Source organism: Marinifilum flexuosum, assembly GCF_003610555.1.
Taxonomy (GTDB): domain Bacteria; phylum Bacteroidota; class Bacteroidia; order Bacteroidales; family Marinifilaceae; genus Marinifilum; species Marinifilum flexuosum.
This window is the reverse complement of record NZ_RAPQ01000014.1, coordinates 90,425-110,226: the sequence shown is the minus strand read 5'-3', so window position 1 is coordinate 110,226 and position 19,802 is coordinate 90,425. Positions and strand designations below refer to the sequence as shown.

Genomic DNA, 19,802 nt, shown 5'->3' with positions numbered 1-19,802 from the left:
ATCCTTTATTTGGAATTATTCTGCGAAGAAAATTCAACTCTCTTAATAATGTTTTGTTAATTTTATCAAACGAAAGGATAAAACACTTTTACGTTAGGGGCAATTTCGATATGTATTTCAATAAATATTGTCTAGTTAACTAAAGAATTAAAAAATACAACAAATATGAAGATGAAAATGAAATTTTGGATAACGCTTGGCTTTCTGATGTATTCAACTATAATCTTTTCACAAAACAATAGTAATCATATATTTTTCAAAGTTATTGATAATAAAATACATTTCTATTTAGATAATGTTGGAGATATCACAACAAAAGATAAAGCACAATATCATAGGATATCGCAACTGGATGACCAGTTTTCTTATATTGGAAAAATAGAAGACTATTTTTCAACTGGCAATCTAGCTTATGAATGCTACAAGGATTCTAATTGTATATTTTATAAAGCGAAAGCATATCATAATAATGGTAAATTGCGCTATGAAGGATTTTTAAACCAATCTTATCCTGATAGTTTATGGACTTATTTCTATGATAATGGAAATTTGCAAAAAAAAATCATATTTAAAAACAACCAACCTCTTGTTTTAGAGTTTTATAAGCGTAATGGGAAGAATGTTTTTACTAATGGAAATGGAAAATATAAGGATAAAATATTTGCGGTTAGAAAACAACCCATACAATATTATATTTGGGGGAAAATTAAAGATGGTAAGATTCATGGGAAATGGTCTTGGAAAGGAAACTCAACTGGTGGTTATGACTTTTTTAAAGATGGAAAATATGTAGAAAAAGAAGAAATATATGGACTTAAAGATTCGAGATTTATTTCATTATTGGGATTTGATATTCACGAAAATATTGATGTTTTTAAATTTATAGCTATTCCAACTAAAAATTACAAGAGCACAAAAAAAGCATCTCTTGTTCCACAAGTACCAATAGAATTTAGTAGCTCAACGTTTTCTTTTCACTCAAGAGATCTGAAAAATCAACTTAAGTATAAAAACTCATTAGATCTTGACTCATTATTTATTCAAGATATAAAAGAATGTCTTCATAGAAATATATCTGATAAGAGTAAATTAAACTTTGGCGCATTAATTCAATTTACAGTTAGTAAAGACAATACTATAACTAATATACAAGTACATTGTAATTCCGTTACTATCCAAAATTGCATGACTAATTTTATTTCTACTAACAGACATTTTCAGGCATGTAGAAACGAGAGTGAAACTATTGATTGTCATGTGTATATGTGTATTATAGGTGATAATGGGAAATTATACATTCCTCAATATAATTTTGATAATCAAAGAATAAATATTTCAAACATGCTAAATTAATAAAACTGCCCCTAACAATAAATATAGGTCATTTGGCAGATAGGCCTATATTTGAAATGAGTACAATTAATAAAATATATAGCGGTTTGACAGGTTGGTGTTTCAAAATGCCAAACGCCCCATATTCGAGTCGTTGTGTGTAATATCTTCAAAACAAGTGGTTAGGGAATGATATGAAAGCATAATCAATCACCTACCTCTAATTAAAATTATTGTATAAGGATTTAAGATGGAAATTAAAAAAAAAGAATTTTGGAAACTATTAAGCATTATTACACTAGCTTGTGTAATTGTAAGTTGTAGTTTTGTTGAAAGAAAAAAAGGACCTGAAATCCCTCCCCAAATTAGCAAACCAATATGGAAACTAACTTCTGATTTTTATGTGTCAATAATAAAAGGTGATTTTGCGAAATCAAAACATTTTCTGAATGAGTCAGTTTTTTGCACTAGTAACAATGAAGAATTACAGCCAATATTTTCTAAATTCCAGGCACTTTTGATAAGATTTGAATTTAATACACAGAATAGTTTTTATCAAAAAAGTTTTATTTCAAATTCAGTAGTTAGTACAAATTTTAATGATCCTGAAATAAGCCCCTTTTCAATCAAGTACGTTGCAAACTGTAATGAATCCGCTTTTACAACTGCAATTATAGGTCAGGAAGCTGTTCAAAATTGCTTGACTACTATTATGGGCAAATATGATAATGAGTGGAAAATAGATGCATTTCTTATTGGACTTCTTAAAGTAAATGATAAAGATGCAGATGACTGGTTAAACGAAGCAGAGTATTGGTTTGAACAGGGTGATTATATAATGGCTGATTATTGTTTAAAGCTATCCAGTTGGTTATTAAAGCCTGCAAATGAATTCTGGAAATATGAGAATGAAAAAGAAATTTTGGAATCTTCTCAGATTTTAAGAAGGAAAATTAACAGAAAATTTAAACTCCCTAGCTCTATTGAAGAACTAAGTTCAAAACCAAAGATAGTAAAGATATTTCCAACAATATCTTATAATAATGTATATCCTGCTATTACATATGTAACAAAATTTCCTCTAAACGATAGTATATCTCTTAGTAATGAATGTTCAGCACTAGAACCTACGATTAGTAATTATTTCAAGAATATAGAATCAGATTCTGTTATAATTAAAATCATTGATAAGTATGATCCTTGGTCAGAATCAGAAAAATATAAGCTTGCAATAAGAAAAATTGTAAAGTGAATGTAAAATTACTCCTGGTAGCGCGAGCTAGTAGCTCGTGTTCTGCGTAGCAGAATGCTTTTCTGCCCAATGGCAGAGGTATGGGCTACAAGTTCGAATTAGGGAAGGGATGATATAATAAACAAAACACATCACCCAGAATAAAACTGTAATAATGGAACAACTACTTAAAAAGATTATTGAATCAAGAACGTTAATAGCATTTCTATTTCTTTTTTTCCCTTTTATCATTGCAATGTTGGTAATGACAAATGGACAAAATATTGGGATTCCAAAGGAAATGAAATTCTCAATTATTGCCTTATTTTATCCATACCTTCAATTAGTATTGTGGATATATTGGATGCATTATTCTGCAAACCGATTAGGAACAGCAAATAACATTGATATGACTTCAATTAAAAAATACAATAAACTGATTGGTCATTCAAAAGTGATATTTATAATTCTTCTTTTTTGGATTATAATAAACTCAATAATTCCCCAAATGATTGAATATCCAAAAATTATTACTCAGATAATTAAGTATATTTCATATATACTTATTGTTGTTCAGTTATATCTTTTTTATTCGTGGATTTATGGTTTTTGGATTCTTACAAAGACACTCAACGACATTTATGAGAAAAATGGAAAAGAGAGAAGTATGACAATTATTTTGTTTTTCATTCTGCCCTTGACCTATGGATTGATACATAGAAAAATTAAAAATGAATTGGTATTATAAAATGCGATCCTATAACAAAAGTAACATTAGCACAAGCAAGTAATAGCTCTAAGAAAAAAGAGACAATAGCCTTAAAAGTATTTGGATTCACAAGCTTTTAAGGCTTTGTTTTTACAGTTGATTTTATTTCAAATTATTGAGTGCCTCAAACAAATATGAGTGAGCCAAATATGCTTTTTTAAACAGAAATGTGAGGTGTTTAATTAAGCTAAGGATCTTCCAATACATACACGCTGGCAAACGTATTCAATAATAAATTGAAGGATGAAAAATATTAATTACTTTTAAGATTAAACTGATTAATGTCCAATTAAAAGAATGGTGATAAAATGAAACGAACATGTAAATAACGATAAACACAGGAACATGACAGTCGTGCGAGTTACATGAGTCGCCAATAAAACAAATAATTCTAGACGAATGAAATACAAATTGATTACCATCCTACTTTTGATTATAAGCACAAACATTTGTTTGGCACAAAAAGATACGATAGACGTTGATTTTTCATCTAATGATTGGAAAACTTTAGGCTCTGTAGAGGTAAAAGAATTTGATTCGAAATTATCCACATGTGTTTCCAATGGAACTGGAATTGCATATTTGGATGGCATAGATTTTCAAAATGGAATAATTGAATGCGATTTATATTCCCCTTCACATAAAGCGTATTTAGGGATTGTTTTTCGGATTGGTTCACTTACCAACTTTGAGTACATCTATTTTCAACCTCATACAAGCGGAAAATGGGATGCAGTACAATATGACCCAATTTTTAACAGTTCAGCCACATGGCAACTTTATAATGGGAAAGCATATCAAGCGAGTGCGAATATTCCAACAAAAGAGTGGTTTCATGTAAAAATTGAGGTAGCAGACGACTCAGCAAAGGTTTATCTTGATAACAATCCAAAATCAGTTCTATCTGTAAAATTAAAACACGAATCTATTTCTGGTGGTGTTGGTGTTTGTAGCTACCATCCTGCCATTTTTACAAATCTTAAAATTACCAAACACGCTCCTACAAATATGCTTTTTATAAGACCTCTTCCAAATATCGAAGATGAAACTTATATTTCAAACTGGCTTGTATCTGAACCATACGACAATTACGATTTTGCAATTGAAAGACCATTTTTAAATAATGACTTAATAAGCAAATGGCATAAAATAAGTGTTGAAGAAAATTATTTAGTAAACCTGAACAGATATTTTACCAAAACTGAAACCAAAAATACTGTTCTCGCAAAAACGATTTTGAATTCAGAAAAGGCACAAAAGAAAATAATTCATTTTGGATATAGCGATAAAATAAAGGTTTACCTAAACTCGAAAGAATTGTTTACGGGAGACAATGGCTTCTATGAATCGGGGAAGTATGATGATAGAGGCTATGTTTTAGATAGGCATGAAACCATAGAATTGCCTCTGGAAAAAGGAGAGAATGAGTTAATTATTGAAATATCCGAAGATAAATTTGGTTGGGGCTTTATTGCTAAGGTCGAGGATTTAGATGAAATAGAGATTATTAATTTTAAACAATAATAGCATGGAAGAAAATGTTGCAAATCAAATTGATAGATCAACTCAGATTGGCTTAATTTCATACTGCGGATTTTATTGTGGTGCATGTCCAAAATATATAAAAGGAGATTGCCAGGGATGTAAAGGAGAAAGTCACAAATGTGCCATAGGATACAAAGCATGTAAAGTGAGACCATGTTGCATCGAGAAAGGAATCAACTCATGTGCAGATTGTGATGAATATACATCTATAAAAGATTGTAAAATCTATAATCCGCTTATGATTAGATTCGGTCAGTTTATAACACGTACAAATCGGAGAAAAGGGATTGAAATGATAAAGGAAAAAGGAGAATCCGAATTTGCAAAATACATGATCGACAAGAACTGGGTGACGATTAAACTTGGGAAACAATAAACAAATTATATTTGCTAGATATCAACCTCTTCCGCAATGTTCAGGAAATTCTCCAACAGGGGATTGGTGTTCACCGAATTCCATACCAGCTTTAAGGTAGTGCGCTGAGGAATTTCATCCAACTCAATAAACTTGATATTCATATCGAAACCCAGTTTTAAAGAGGTTGGAACAATGGATACCCCAAAATTGTTTTCGATTAATCGGAATATGGAACTTGCATTTACCGTATTGTGCGAGATAATTGGAGCAAATCCAGCATCATCGAAAATCTGCATCACCTTTTCGTAATAGGACTGACTATAGGAGGAATCAAACAGAATAAACGGTTCATCTTTAAATTGTGCTAAGCTTTCGAACTTGCTTGCATCCACCTTGTGATCAGCAGGCAGAACCAGTGAGAAAGTATCCTCGAAAAGAGGAAGAATATTCAAACCTCTGGGTACACGTTCCATTCTAACAAAACCAACATCAATTTCCTGTTTCAGCAAAGCTTTAATTTGCTTGTTGTTGTCCATTTCGTTGATGTCGAACAATACATTGGGATGTTCCTCTTTGAACTTTAGTAATAAATCAGGAATTACCCTTTGCATGGCCGAACCCACATAGCCCAGCTTTAAATGGCCATCCATACCATCGTTCAGCAATTTGGCATGCGAAATGATATCATCCAAGCGTTGAAAGTTGTTGATTAACTCTCGTTGCATGTATTCCCCAGCTTTGGTCAACTTTACTTTTCTATTGTGCCTTTCAAACAGATTAACTCCCAAAGCTTCCTCCATTTGCTTAATCTGTCTGCTCAAACCAGGTTGAGAGATGAACAATCTTTCCGAAGCTTTTCTAAAATGCAAGTCCTCGGCCAAAGCTAAAAAATACCTGAAATGCCTAAATTCCGTTTGATAACTCATAGTTATGAATCCCTAAATTAAATAGTATTGTTAGGTATCAAACTTAGTGATAACTTTACACAATTAGAAATTCTCTGATGCATTACTCAAGTGAGCTTGGAGAAAAATTTAAGCAACAAATTTAGATCTAAATCAATATGAAGCAATTAATCGAATGTGTTCCTAATTTTTCTGAAGGGAACGACATGAATATCATTAAGCAGATTACTAACGAAATTGAATCTGTAGAAGGCGTTAGCCTAATTGACGTTGATCCGGGAAAAGCTACTAACCGTACAGTTGTTACTATGGTTGGAACTCCTGATGAGGTTTGTGAAGCAGCTTTTCGTGCTGTTAAAAAAGCAGCTGAATTAATTGACATGAGCAAACACACTGGTGCTCATCCACGTTTTGGTGCTACCGATGTTTGTCCATTGGTTCCTGTAGCGAACATTACCATGGAAGAAACGGTTGAGTATGCACACAAATTGGCTCAGCGTATTGGTGAAGAAGCTGGCGTACCAGTTTACTGTTATGAGCATGCAGCTCGTAAGGCAGACCGCAAGAACCTTGCTGTTTGTCGTGAAGGTGAGTACGAAGCTGTAAAAGAAAGAATTGGAACAGAAGAGTGGAAGCCAGATTTTGGTCCTGCTGCATTTACTGATGAAGTAGCAAAATCAGGTGTTACTGCTGTTGGTGCTCGTAATTTCCTAATTGCATATAACTTCAACTTGAACACTACTTCTACTCGTCGTGCAAATGCAATTGCATTCGACGTACGTGAGCGTGGTCGTACCAAGCGTGAAGGACATCCTATCACAGGTAAAATTGTGAAAGATGAAAACGGTAAGCCGGTTATGACTCCTGGTACTTTGAAAGCCACCAAGGCAATCGGATGGTTTATTGAAGAATTCGGAGTGGCTCAGATCTCTATGAACATGACTGACATCTCTGTGACTTCTATTCACAAGGCATTTGATGAAGTATGTGCAAAAGCTCAAGCTCGCGGTATCCGTGTAACTGGATCAGAGTTGGTAGGTGTTGTGCCATTGAAAGCAATGTTGGATGCAGGTAAGCATTACCTACGCATGCAAGGTCGTTCTACTGGTATTGCTGATCGTGAAATCATTAAGATCGCTGTTAAATCTCTTGGTTTGGATGAACTGTATCCATTCGATGCAGATAAGAAAATCATTGAGTACATTTTAGAAAACGAAGCGAAGAAAGGTCAGAAGAAATTGGTTGACATGACCCTAACTGAATTCGTTGAAGAAACAGCTTCTGAGTCTATGGCTCCAGGTGGAGGATCAATCTCTGCTTATATGGGTGCTATGGGTGCTGCTCTTGGTTCAATGGTTGCGAACCTTTCTGCTCACAAACCAGGATGGGATGAGCGTTGGGAAGAGTTCTCTGATTGGGCTGAAAAAGGAAAAGAATACCACACCAAACTAACTTGGTTGGTAGATGAAGATACCAATGCATTCAACAAAATTATGGATGCGGTTCGTATGCCAAAAGGAAGCGAAGAAGAAAAAGCTGCTCGTGCTGAAGCAATGGAAGAGGCTACCAAGTTTGCAACTATGGTTCCTTTCCAAACCATGGAGCTTTGTTTAGGCTGTATGGATGTTTGCAAAGCAATGGCTGAAATCGGAAACCCTAACTCGGTTACCGATGCTGGAGTAGGAGCATTAGCTGCTCGTTCGGGTGTAATTGGTGCATTCATGAACGTGAAGATCAATGCTGCTGACCTTACTGATAAGGCTTGGGCTGAAGACATCATCGCTAAAGGACAAGCAATTGTAGACAAAGCAGTGGCTTACGAAAAAGAAATTGTTGATATAGTGAATGCTAAAATTTAATTAGTGAATTACTATGTTGTTGTTGAACCTGCCAGTTTTCTGGCAGGTTTTTTTGTTTCAAAACTACAGGCTTTTGATGATCTCACTTGTTGTGAGGGTATCAATACAGAATTAATTGAGAACTTCACTTTGAGTGAGACCCTCAAGAGGTTTCTAATAAATCCTTTTTTTGAAGTTTGGCTAACTTGTAAGTTGTACAAAAATAATGAGAGCCATACAACTGTATGGCTCTCATTGTTTTATCAAATAAATCGATTAATTTGTTACTTTATTTAACTTGGCAATCATTCTTCTGGCCCAAAACATGTTTTCCGATTGTTCCTGAGCAAAATATTCTTCGTATCTAATTAATGCATCTAGAGCTTTCTTCTTTTCATTCAATCTCAGGTGAATCAATGCTCGTTCAGACCAAACCCATGGTAAATCGGCAACAGCATTATTTTCTGCTTTGTCAAGAATTGTAAGAATGTTGTGGTTATCCTTCTCGCTATATTTGGTGTGTCGCAATGCAACAGCTTTTAGCAAGTAAGCTTCACCTTCAGTCCAATGTGATTGAATTGAGCGATTCAATAGTGGAAGAGCTTCTGCATAACACTCATTGGCTACCAATAATTTGGCATTGGTTTTTAAACAGTCTGAAATGTTGGTGTCGTATTCTTTATCAAGAATAGTCATTTTAATTCCAGTAGGATTTAAATGATACTTCTTTTTATTCAAGATGTTTTCAAATCTATTTTTAAGGAAAAAACGATTTTCTGAAAGTTCATTAATGGTTCCTCTGGATTGAGCTTCATAAAATTGTAACCTTCTTATGGCTTGAGGCAAAGCATAGGCGTTTCGATTGTTTTTCATCATCCACTCCTGAGCAATCTCATCAGCCTCATATATTCTTGAACGATTGTATCCTACACCTAAAGCACTTAAAATTCCATAAGAAAGAAGTTCAGAGCTTGCACTCATAAAGCTTCCCAGGTAATCCGCTTCCCAATAGCTATCACCTTTATCTATTCTATTTGCTGTACTTGCAACATAAATACCCGCACCAATTATAGCAGAAATGGTTTTTTTGGTTTGCATCGCAGTGTAAGTTTCTACATTATGATCTAAGGTTAAATGGGCAATTTCTCTGGCTAAAATTGCCATTAATTCATCTTCCGATTGCAATAATGATAGCATCCCAGTACTGGTAATAATAGTTCCATTGGCAAATGAAAATGTTTCTGGAATCGCAGATTTGATCACTTTAATATTCAAATTGATTTTTTGTTGGGCAGGAAAAGCTTTTGGACGAATTTGATTGATTAATTGATACAAATAATCTTCCAATTCAGGATCGATGTAAAAAGCATTTTGTTGCTCTAACTGGATAAGGTACTCTTGAGCTGCATCGTGCAGTAATTTACGATTCTTGTAATTCCAGGAATGATTATGAAGCGTTTGCTGATAATTCCCGGATTCTTTTTCATATGCACTTGCATTGTCCATCCATTTTTGTGTCCAAAAACTATACTTGGAATTGTTTGCTATTGCTGATAGGGAGCAAAAAGCAATAAGAATTAAGGTAAGTTTTACTTTCATTGTTGGTAAGTTTAGTTAAGGACTTTTATGTATCAAATATTATGCCAACTACTATGTTTTTAAATGCTATTTAAGTTATTTTTAGATAGGAGGTTGTAGGATTGTTAATGAGTAATTGTTCCTTTATTGTATATTTGATACTCCATTGAGTTAGACCCTCAAAGCACAAGGGAATTAATCCCAAAGGAATTACATATCTATAGCAAAATGTATTTTGTAAGTTTACGACTCCGAAAGAATCATATCTTATTTACATCTTAGTATCTATAAATATTAAAATCAGACTGATCCAAAAACAGGAACAATTCAATGCGCTGCATAACTTCTTTTCTTTGCTAGACTTACTATATCAAACCATTACAATAGCGAAAAAAGAAACTATAGATAAAAATCGACAAACCGAATTCAAAAACGATAATTAGGAAATAACAAGCATGCATTGAATATCTCAACGAATTACCAAGAAGAATGCAAACTTGTAATGAGTGGTTTAACTAAATTCTGTATTGTTTGGTTGAGTGCAAAGGATTCAGGAAAAAAGCAAAGTATAGAATACAGGCTTGCAATCACCACTTTAACAAATACATGGCAAGCTTTACACGCTTGCAAACAGTACAGGAAAACTTTTTTCTATTAATTGCATTCTTGTAATCACTTCGTCAATGTATTGTGGATACAAATGTTTGCTTGCAAAGGCTACTTTATCTATTACTCATTATTAATTGCTCATTGCTCAATAGCAATTGATAACTCTGGGTTATTATATCTTGATAAAACTAGTCTTGTTGGGTATTAAAATACCATTTACATTTGCAATAAATAAAACTGAGTGGTTTAGAATAAACGATATAAAATACTTAAACAATGTTTAAATACGGGATTGATCGACTAACAGTTGATAAAACAATACAGATTGCTCGTGGAGAGCTAAAAGCTGTCTTAACTGAAGAAGCTATTGCTAAAGTAAATGAATGTAGAGCTAAGGTTGAGACCATGGCAAATTCAGACAAAGCGGTTTACGGTGTAAATACTGGATTCGGACCTCTTTGTGATACTCAGATTTCACCGGAAGAAACAAGCAAACTTCAGGAGAACTTGATCATTACTCATGCCGTAGGTGTTGGTAATCCAATTGACAAAGAGTTATCGAAAATCATGATGATTTGTAAGGTGCAAGCTTTGTCGCAAGGATTCTCAGGTGTTCGTTTGGAAGTAATCGAGCGTATTTTATTCTTTATTGAAAATGATATTTTGCCTGTTGTTCCAGAGCAGGGTTCTGTAGGAGCATCGGGAGACTTGGCTCCATTGTCACACCTATTCTTACCATTACTGGGAGAAGGAGAATTTTGGGTGAATGATGAAATTAAACCTGCCAAAGAAGTATTGGCTAATCATGGTTTGGAGGCAATTAGTCTTGCAGCAAAAGAAGGTTTAGGACTGATTAATGGTACTCAGTTCATTTTGGCACATACCATTAAAGGTTTGCACAGAATGGAATACTTGCTTGACTTGGCAGATGTTGCCGGAGCAATGAGCTTGGAAGGATTTATGGGTAGTGCTGCTCCTTACAAATCGGCATTGCACGAAATTCGTCCATTCCCTGGAAATAAAAAAGTAGCAGAGCGCATGCGCATGTTATTGGATGAATCAGAAAATCTGGCATTGCATAGCAATTGTGAGCGTGTACAGGATCCTTATTCATTGCGTTGTATCCCTCAGGTTCACGGAGCATCAAGAAATGCATTTGCTCACGTAAATGAAATGGCAGAAATCGAAATGAACTCTGTTACTGATAACCCAATCGTATTGAGCGAAACAGAGGCAATTTCAGGTGGTAACTTCCACGGTCAGCCTTTGGCTATGGCAATTGATTACTGTGCATTGGCAGCATCGGAGCTAGGTAACATTGCAGATAGAAGATGTTACTTGCTATTGGAAGGTAAATATGGCTTACCACGTTTGTTGACAAACGGTGGAGGTTTGAACTCAGGTTTCATGATTCCTCAATATACAACTGCAGCATTGGTAACTGAAAACAAATCATTGTGTTTCCCTCCATCAGCTGATAGTGTTCCAACTTCATTGGGTCAGGAAGATCATGTTTCTATGGGATCTATCTCTGGACGTAAGTTCAACCAGATTTTGGGTAATATTGAGAAAATCTTTGCCATTGAGTTGATGTATGCTGCTCAAGCAATCGAATTCAGAAGACCAAACAGATTGTCTGATATCATCGAAAAGAACTTTGACATTATCAGATCTAAGGTTGACAAATTGGAAGACGACCGCGTGTTGAAAGATGATATCAACGCAATGGTTGAGTTTGTGAAAAACAGAGCTTTTATCGTAAAATAGGAGAAAAAAAATGACATTTCAAGAATTAATATTACAGGGAATTCCATCAGAATTGCCTGCAAAAAGAGAATATCCAAAGGATGCCAACAGAGCTCCTAAACGTAAAGACATTTTATCGGTAGAAGAAAAGCAATTGGCTATTCGCAACGCATTGCGTTACTTTCCGGTAGAGTGGCATGCCGAATTGGCTCCTGAATTTGCACAGGAACTATTGGATTTTGGTCGTATTTACATGTATCGCTTCAAGCCGGAATACAAGATGTATGCTCGTCCAATCGAAGAGTATCCAGCAAAATCGAAGCAAGCTGCAGGTATCATGCTAATGATGCAGAATAACCTTGACCCTGCTGTAGCTCAGCACCCGGAAGAGCTAATTACTTACGGGGGAAATGGTGCGGTTTTCCAAAACTGGGCGCAGTACTTGCTTTGTATGAAGTATTTGGCTACAATGACCGATGAGCAAACTTTGCACATGTATTCAGGTCACCCTATGGGATTGTTCCCATCTTCGAAAGGTGCTCCTCGTGTAATTGTTACCAACGGTATGGTCATTCCGAATTACTCGAAGCCTGATCATTGGGAGAAATTTAATGCACTAGGTGTATCACAATATGGTCAGATGACTGCAGGTTCATTCATGTACATCGGCCCACAGGGAATCGTTCACGGGACTACCATTACGGTAATGAACGCTTTCCGTAAAATGTTGAAAAAAGGTGAAACGCCATCAGGTAAGATTTTCCTAACCGCAGGTTTAGGTGGAATGAGTGGTGCTCAGCCTAAAGCGGGTAACATTTCAGGTTGTATTACCATTGCTGCTGAAGTAAATCCAAAAGCAGCAACCAAGCGTCACGAACAAGGATGGGTTGATGTTTTGGTAGACAATATGGACGATTTGGTAAGCCGTGTAAAAGAAGCTCAGGCTAATAACGAAGTGGTTTCTATCGCATACATTGGTAATGTTGTTGATGTTTGGGAACGTTTCGATAAAGAAGAGATCTTCATTCACGTAGGATCTGATCAAACTTCACTTCATATTCCATGGACAGGTGGTTACTATCCTGTTGATGTTACTTTCGAGGAATCGAACAGATTGATTCGTGAAGAACCAGAGGTATTCAAGGAAAAAGTACAAGCATCATTGCGTCGTCATGCTGCTGCAATCAATAATCACACAGCCAAAGGAACTTATTTTTTCGATTACGGAAATGCATTCCTTTTGGAAGCTTCAAGAGCTGGTGCTGATATCATGGCTGAAAATGGCATCGACTTCAGATACAAATCATACGTTCAGGATATCTTAGGTCCTATGTGTTTCGATTACGGATTTGGTCCATTCCGTTGGGTTTGTACTTCGGGTAAACCAGAAGATTTGGATATGACCGATGAGATTGCAATGAATGTATTGCAGGAAATCATGGAATCATCTCCAGAAGAAATTCAGTTGCAAATGCAGGATAACATTACCTGGATTAAGGATGCGAAGAAAAACAAAATGGTTGTTGGTTCTCAGGCTCGTATTCTATATGCTGATGCTGAAGGTAGAGCTAAAATTGCTGAAGCATTCAACAATGCCATTGCAGAAGGAAAGATTGGACCTGTAGTTCTTGGTCGCGATCATCATGATGTGAGTGGTACGGATTCTCCATTTAGAGAAACTTCGAACATTTACGATGGAAGTAAGTTTACTGCTGATATGGCCATCCATAATGTAATTGGTGATAGCTTTAGAGGTGCAACCTGGGTATCGATCCACAATGGTGGTGGTGTAGGTTGGGGAGAAGTAATCAACGGTGGTTTTGGTATGCTGCTTGATGGAACTCCTGAAGCTGATGCTCGCTTGAAGAACATGTTGTTCTACGATGTGAACAACGGTATTGCAAGAAGAAGTTGGGCCAGAAACGATGAGGCCATGTTCGCTATCAAACGCGAAATGGAACGTCGTCCAGACCTAAAAGTTACGCTTCCAAACTTGGTTGAAGATTCATTATTGGAAAACTTGTTCTAATACAAGCATTTCAATTTAAGATATAAAGGCTCGGGATTTTCCTGAGCTTTTTTCATTCTTAATATTCTCATTAGGGCGTTCCCTCCTTCGTCGGTCGGGCTTTCCGTTTCTACTCCTCGCTCGTTCCTCGCTGTGGGGTATCCACTTCAATCCCTAACGCAAAGTAGGCAAGCAGTACTTCGTATTCCGAATAAATAGCACTACAACTTGGTATTCTCACTCACAGTGAGATTACCAATAACACTGTGAGTGAGAGTATCAAGTAAAAAGGCGCGCTAGCCCTGTAATCTTAGTAGTAGCAAAATAGTTCATATGAATAGGATAGGGGCGTTAGCCCTGATATCTGAATGCAGAATAATTGGTATGGAATAAACAGATGTCAGGGCTAGCGCCCCTATATTGCAATTGGTAACAAAACAATTACGAAGATGTCGGGGCTAACGCCCCTATATATGGTTGGATTCGAATTTTAACTCTTGATTTATATCACTTCACTCATCATGGTGAAATTACTGATTGCATTGATTATAATATATTGCGGTACTCTGTACCTTTTCTTCATATAATAATTCTTTCTCTATAAAGATCATGGTGCTCTGCACCAAGATATAGAATCAAGCAACGGAGTTGCGTCATATTTATAGATGCTAAGATATTACCAAATCATTAGGTGCGGAGCACCGTAATATGATTCCATTATTCTTTTTGAGATTACGGAATTTGTTTTTGTAATTCTAATTTTGGTTTCAACTTTATTTTCAAACCAAACAAAGGTCTCAATACAATACTTCGTTTAATTACAAACTCATACAATGCAAAACATCCTGTAAATGTGATCAGATTGATAAATACAAACTGTAAGAATACCGGCATTTGCAAAGGAATTATCAGGTAAGATGCACCAAATAGCATCACCATGTGAAGAATATAAATCGGATAGGCAGCCTCACTTAGGTAAGTCAAAACTTTGCTCGCTTTGTTTAGGTATTGGAAAGCAAATCCAAATACAGCAAAAATCCATATGTTTGACTCTATTGCCATCAGGTAGTTTGGTGCTTGTAATTCGAAAGCTACCAAACGGCTTGTATACAAACCTACAGCAAGAAATAGGAAGAGCCATTTCCATTTGACCAAAGTTCTTCGAAGGGTTTCTCCAGCCAGAATGAATACAAAACCAAAGAAAAATGCTAACAGACCCAAAACAAATCCATGCACAGTCATTGCATACATTTCAAATGGATTCGGATTGATTAGGATGGCTTCCAATACAAAAGGGATTATTACTGCTAGTAATCCTAAAGGTGTTTTGAATATTTTATTCAACAAACTTTTTATCACGAAATGATTCTTTTTCATATAGAGGAACAGAGGCAATAATATCAATACATAGGCGAATATATTCCCCAGAAACCATAAGTGACTTGGGTTTGCCATATATTCTATATCCTGATTGTAATAATGCTGCCAAACTATAAAATGTAGTGGTACAACACAAAGCATCCCAAATAGAAAAGGAATTAATATTCGAATACTACGTTCCTGAAGCAATTGTACTCCAGATCTTTTGCGCATGGCAAAGCAAACGCCCATTCCCGAAACGAAAAATAGTAAAGGTATTCTCCAGATATTCAGTGCTGACATGGGAATCCAGATGCTTTCCATTGAGGTTTCACTTTTAATAAAACCTATAAATGGCGCCCAAGGTTGAAATACAATTGCTATGTGGTAAATCAATAACAATCCTATGGTAATCACTCTTAACCAATCTATATCGTATCTTCTTTCTGTCGTTGTCATGATTTGTGTTTTTAAATACCGATATAGAATCGAAGAATGATTCTATATCAGTATAATTTTCCAATTTAATTAATTCTAAGCTTAGCCCTGATTGCTTAATAATTCAGCAACTTCAGGTCTAGCCTTTTCAATTCTTTCAAAATCTAACCTTAAGCCTAGAGGACCTAATTCCTTATTAAAGAATTCATAAACACCTTTTACTTGAGCGAATGGAGCAGAAACACTTTCCAATGCAGTTGCACCAGCATTGTTTTTTATACTCTGATCAGCGCCCTTTTCAATAAGCGCCTTAACAATCTCGGTTCTACAAAAGAATGCAGCCACATGAAGTGCGGTTGAGCCGTCATTGTTTTTAATACTTAAATCTGCGTCAGCATTAATAAGAGCTTTTGCAACTTCAGTTTTGCCAAATAAACATGCAGTAATTAAAGGAGTAGATCCACCAATTGGTTCTTTGCTGTTTAAATTTGTTCCAGCTGCAATGTGTTGCTCTACCATTTCTAATTTACCCATGAATGTAGCTGCATGAATATCGGTTTTAGGAGCTTTTACTTTTACAGCAGTATTTGATTTACTGTCTGATGATTTAGAATTCTTGTTTTCGCATGAATAAACTGCCAATACAAATAGGAAATACATTCCAAATGCTAATAATTTATGTGCTTTCATTTTTACTGATTTTTAGTTCAACATTTATCTGATGTAAAGGTCTGGGAAATCGTGATGCAGGTCATATGATTTAAAAATCGAAGTGTATAAGCTTTTGACAACCAGTGTAAATTATGACGCACATGTATAAAATATGATGCAAGCCTTGCTTACTAAGCCCCAATTTGGTGGAATTACAGACGAATTATTTAAGTCAGGATGTTGATATTATTTGTATCTTTTTCACGAATTATTGATGACCCTTTTATCCCACTATAATGGCAACGAACCAATTTGAAGAGAATGATTTTTTATTGAAGCTAAAGGAAATTGTTGAAGAAAACTTATCCAATGAGAGTTTTGGTGTTTCCGAATTGGCTGATGCAATAGGAATGAGTCGTTCTAATCTCCTACGGAAAGTAAAAAAGCAATGCAATCTTTCCGTTAGTCAGTTTATCAGGCAAATCAGACTTGAAAATGCGAAGGATATTTTATTAGGCGGAGATTCTAATGTATCTGAAGTTGCCTATCAGGTTGGTTTTAGCAGCACATCATACTTTATAAAGTGCTATAGGGAATTGTATGGATATCCTCCAGGAGAAGAAGGCAAACATGAAACACCAGAGAATGAAATTGAAGTAGAGAAACCAAAAAAGCGCAAAGGTCGTGTAATTATTGCATTAGCTGTTATACTGAGTATTGTGTCAACTTATTTTATTATAAATCCATTTCAGTTTAATCACAAAGAGGAGGATAAGTCAATTGCAGTGCTTCCATTTAAGAACGATAGTAAAGATTCAGCCAATGTTTATATTGTAAATGGATTGATGGAATCTGTTTTGAATCATTTACAGAAAATTAAGGATGTTAGGGTAATTAGTAGAACATCGGTTGAGAAGTATAGAAATTCAAACCTGACGATTCCAGAAATTGCGGAGGAATTGGGTGTAAGTTATTTTGTAGAGGGAAGTGGTCAGAAAATTGGAGATCAGATCTTGTTGAATATTCAGCTGATTAAAGCCAGTAACGATAAGCATTTGTGGGCAGAACAGTACGATCGAAAGGCAAAAGATATATTTAATCTGCAAAGGGAAGTGGCCAAAAAGATTGCCACAAGCGTGGAAGCTATTATTACTCCTGAAGAGGAATCATTAATAGCCAAAACACCTACGGATAATCTCGAGGCATATGACGAGTATCTAAAAGCCCTGGAATTAATGCGACAGGAAAAGAGAGAAGTATTGCTTGAGGCAATTTCTCACCTTGATAAAGCAATTGAATTGGATGATAAATTTGCTCGTGCATATGCATTTAAGTCAATTGGTTATTACTATTTAGACATTTTTAAAGCTGAGAAAGTATACGTTGATAGGGTTGTTGTCAATGCTGATAAGGCCATGCTTTATGATTCCAAGGATTATCAGAGTTTGATATCAAAGGCTTTATCGTATTTGGCAAAGGGAGAAAATGAAGCAGCAGTGCCTTATTTTGAAAGAGCTTTAGAGTATAATCCCAATTCTGCTTACGTTTTAAATTACCTGTCGAATTTCTATGCGAATTATATGCCTAATTCTGAGAAATATCTGGAATATGCATTGAAAGGGATACAATTAAACATTGCGGCCAATGATTCTGTAACAGCCAGTTTCATTTACTTACATGTTAGTAATGCGTTAATACAATCTGGATTTATAGAGGAGTCAGAGATGTACATCAACAAATCTCTGAATCACAATCCGACTAATTTATTTTCTGAATATTTAAAGGCATATATATTGTTGGCAAAAAACAAAGATTTTAATGAAACGAAACAACTGCTTATTGCTGCCTGGAATAAAGATCAGACACGATTGGATATTTTGCAGGAAATAGGAAAAGTTTGTTACGCTCAACGAGACTATGAAGAAGCTTATAAGTACTACAGCATTTTTGTAAAAGCCAGAAAGGATCGGAAATTAGATATCTACCCAGGTGAGGATTCTAAAATTGCTCATGTATATGCAAAAGTGGGCAAATATCAAGAAGCCAAATTGCTATTTGATTCCTATCGGGAATTTGCGAACACACACAGTTCAATATACAAGCATTTAAGTTTGGCAGTTTGTGCAGTGCAAGAGGGAGATCAAGAAAGAGCCTTTAAAGAACTGAATCTATTTGCTGAAGAAGATCAGTATTCTTTGTGGGTGATCATGTTTTTGGAGGATGATCCGTTGTTTGATGATATTCTGGAAACGAAAGAGTATAGGCAGTTTATTGATATTTTAAAGGATAAATTTAACAAACGACACGAAAGGTTGAAGAAAACACTAAAAGATCAAAAGTTGATATAGAAGAAAAGGGTTCTTAACAGAACCCTTTTTGTATCTTGAAGAAGATTATCCTGTTTCACAAATTCGTTCTAATCTTTCTCGATCTAAAATTTCAAGATTTCTTCCTTCTAAGGATATGATTTTATCTTCTTTAAATTCTTTGATTACACGAGAAAGGCTTTCTACAGACATCACAGTAATTTCTGCCAAGTCTTTTCGTGATAAGGCCATTTCAAAATTATTGCTTTTGTAGAGGCGATCAGACAAGCAAAGAAGAATATCTGCCAATCGTCCACTTGCTTGTTTCTGGGTCAAACAGAACAATCGTCCGTAACCGCGAATGGTATTTTCGTTTAAGCGAGCAATTAATTTTGAAGCGAATCCAGAATTCTGTTCAATGATTTTACTAATGGTACTCATCTCGAATAAACATACGGAAGTATCTTCATAAGCCACCGTCGTGTAATGAAAAACACTATTACCGAAAAGAGACTGTAATCCGATCATGTAGCCATCCTTTTCGATAGTTAAAATGATGTTCTTGTTATGGCCTCCTTCGATGTATAATTTTACAAATCCCTTCTTAATATAGATCAAATGTGAGGCAAGCATTCCTTGCTTGCATACTACTTCTCCTTTTTTAAAAGTGACTTCGAAGCGTCCTTGGTCGATCAGAACTAGTTCTTCTTCAGATAGTTCTTTGAAGCAAGCAGATTTGCTGACGCATTCTTTGCAACAGGTTGTTTTTACTGGCATTGCCATAGGCCTAGGGGGTTTTGGTTTTTGTATCTAGTCCTGTAAATATATACAAATTTAGAGTATAAAAACATGTTATAAGTCAGAAAAAAACATGTAATAGATCAAGAAAACATCTTTCCGACGTCAAATTATTTGTTTCAAATTACCAATTCCGGGTTGAGGGATTGCGGTATGATTTTCTCGAATTGGATGTAGGAATCCTGTAATATTGTAATAGAGAAATAAATCTTTAATCAGCCAATTGTAACAGTATTTAATCTGGTAAAGATTTTTTTAACAAAATAATTGCAATCGTTTTAAAGGTGCACAAAATTAATAATTCTTATCAAAATGTTACAGTTTTTGAACT

14 protein-coding genes are annotated in these 19,802 nt (G+C 35.3%); 9 read left to right on the top strand and 5 right to left on the bottom strand.

Features of this window, described 5'->3' with window-relative positions; genetic code table 11:
• Positions 1 to 165 precede the first annotated feature (165 nt).
• The 5 genes from BXY64_RS20695 (at position 166) to BXY64_RS20675 (ending at position 5,253) form a co-directional block, all read left to right on the top strand.
• Positions 166 to 1,353, top strand: coding sequence for a toxin-antitoxin system YwqK family antitoxin (locus BXY64_RS20695; RefSeq protein ID WP_120241870.1), 1,188 nt, complete (start codon positions 166 to 168; stop codon positions 1,351 to 1,353).
• A 229-nt stretch (positions 1,354 to 1,582) separates the two neighbouring features.
• Complete coding sequence (locus BXY64_RS20690; RefSeq protein ID WP_120241869.1) at positions 1,583 to 2,584, top strand: hypothetical protein; 1,002 nt, start codon at positions 1,583 to 1,585, stop codon at positions 2,582 to 2,584.
• 154 nt (positions 2,585 to 2,738) lie between these two features.
• Entirely contained in the window at positions 2,739 to 3,311 is a 573-nt protein-coding gene (locus BXY64_RS20685; protein ID WP_120241868.1) for a hypothetical protein, read from the top strand.
• Positions 3,312 to 3,731: 420 nt separating this feature from the next.
• A complete protein-coding gene (locus BXY64_RS20680; protein ID WP_120241867.1) occupies positions 3,732 to 4,856 on the top strand; it encodes a hypothetical protein in 1,125 nt (374 codons plus the stop codon).
• A gap of 4 nt (positions 4,857 to 4,860) precedes the next feature.
• Positions 4,861 to 5,253: a DUF3795 domain-containing protein gene (locus BXY64_RS20675; RefSeq protein ID WP_120241866.1), complete on the top strand. Its 393-nt coding sequence runs from the start codon at positions 4,861 to 4,863 to the stop codon at positions 5,251 to 5,253.
• A gap of 14 nt (positions 5,254 to 5,267) precedes the next feature.
• Here BXY64_RS20675 and BXY64_RS20670 read toward each other — a convergent pair whose 3' ends face one another.
• Positions 5,268 to 6,161 carry a LysR family transcriptional regulator gene (locus BXY64_RS20670; RefSeq protein ID WP_120241865.1) on the bottom strand — a complete coding sequence of 298 codons (894 nt, stop codon included), beginning with the start codon at positions 6,159 to 6,161 and terminating at the stop codon, positions 5,268 to 5,270.
• A 137-nt stretch (positions 6,162 to 6,298) separates the two neighbouring features.
• Here BXY64_RS20670 and ftcD point away from each other — a divergent pair, with 137 nt between their 5' ends.
• Entirely contained in the window at positions 6,299 to 7,999 is a 1,701-nt protein-coding gene (gene ftcD / locus BXY64_RS20665; RefSeq protein WP_120241864.1) for a glutamate formimidoyltransferase, read from the top strand.
• 255 nt (positions 8,000 to 8,254) lie between these two features.
• On the opposite strand, the gene BXY64_RS20655 is transcribed toward ftcD, so the two are convergent.
• The gene (locus tag BXY64_RS20655) at positions 8,255 to 9,577 is read right to left on the bottom strand and encodes a M48 family metalloprotease (protein ID WP_120241862.1); all 1,323 of its coding nucleotides are present in this window, start codon (positions 9,575 to 9,577) and stop codon (positions 8,255 to 8,257) included.
• Between the two features lie 864 nt (positions 9,578 to 10,441).
• On the opposite strand from BXY64_RS20655, the gene hutH reads away from it, so the two are divergent.
• Together hutH and BXY64_RS20645 are read left to right on the top strand one after the other, a co-directional pair.
• Entirely contained in the window at positions 10,442 to 11,932 is a 1,491-nt protein-coding gene (gene hutH, locus BXY64_RS20650) for a histidine ammonia-lyase (RefSeq protein WP_120241861.1), read from the top strand.
• A gap of 10 nt (positions 11,933 to 11,942) precedes the next feature.
• Positions 11,943 to 13,940: a urocanate hydratase gene (locus BXY64_RS20645; protein WP_120241860.1), complete on the top strand. Its 1,998-nt coding sequence runs from the start codon at positions 11,943 to 11,945 to the stop codon at positions 13,938 to 13,940.
• 711 nt (positions 13,941 to 14,651) lie between these two features.
• Here BXY64_RS20645 and BXY64_RS20640 read toward each other — a convergent pair.
• Both BXY64_RS20640 and BXY64_RS20635 read right to left on the bottom strand, forming a co-directional pair.
• Positions 14,652 to 15,737 carry an acyltransferase family protein gene (locus BXY64_RS20640; RefSeq protein WP_120241859.1) on the bottom strand — a complete coding sequence of 362 codons (1,086 nt, stop codon included), beginning with the start codon at positions 15,735 to 15,737 and terminating at the stop codon, positions 14,652 to 14,654.
• Between the two features lie 81 nt (positions 15,738 to 15,818).
• Positions 15,819 to 16,406, bottom strand: coding sequence for an ankyrin repeat domain-containing protein (locus BXY64_RS20635; RefSeq protein WP_211334568.1), 588 nt, complete (start codon positions 16,404 to 16,406; stop codon positions 15,819 to 15,821).
• 257 nt (positions 16,407 to 16,663) lie between these two features.
• On the opposite strand from BXY64_RS20635, the gene BXY64_RS20630 reads away from it, so the two are divergent.
• Positions 16,664 to 18,715 carry a helix-turn-helix domain-containing protein gene (locus BXY64_RS20630; RefSeq protein WP_120241858.1) on the top strand — a complete coding sequence of 684 codons (2,052 nt, stop codon included), beginning with the start codon at positions 16,664 to 16,666 and terminating at the stop codon, positions 18,713 to 18,715.
• A gap of 45 nt (positions 18,716 to 18,760) precedes the next feature.
• On the opposite strand, the gene BXY64_RS20625 is transcribed toward BXY64_RS20630, so the two are convergent.
• A complete protein-coding gene (locus tag BXY64_RS20625) occupies positions 18,761 to 19,456 on the bottom strand; it encodes a Crp/Fnr family transcriptional regulator (RefSeq protein ID WP_120241857.1) in 696 nt (231 codons plus the stop codon).
• Positions 19,457 to 19,802 lie beyond the last annotated feature (346 nt).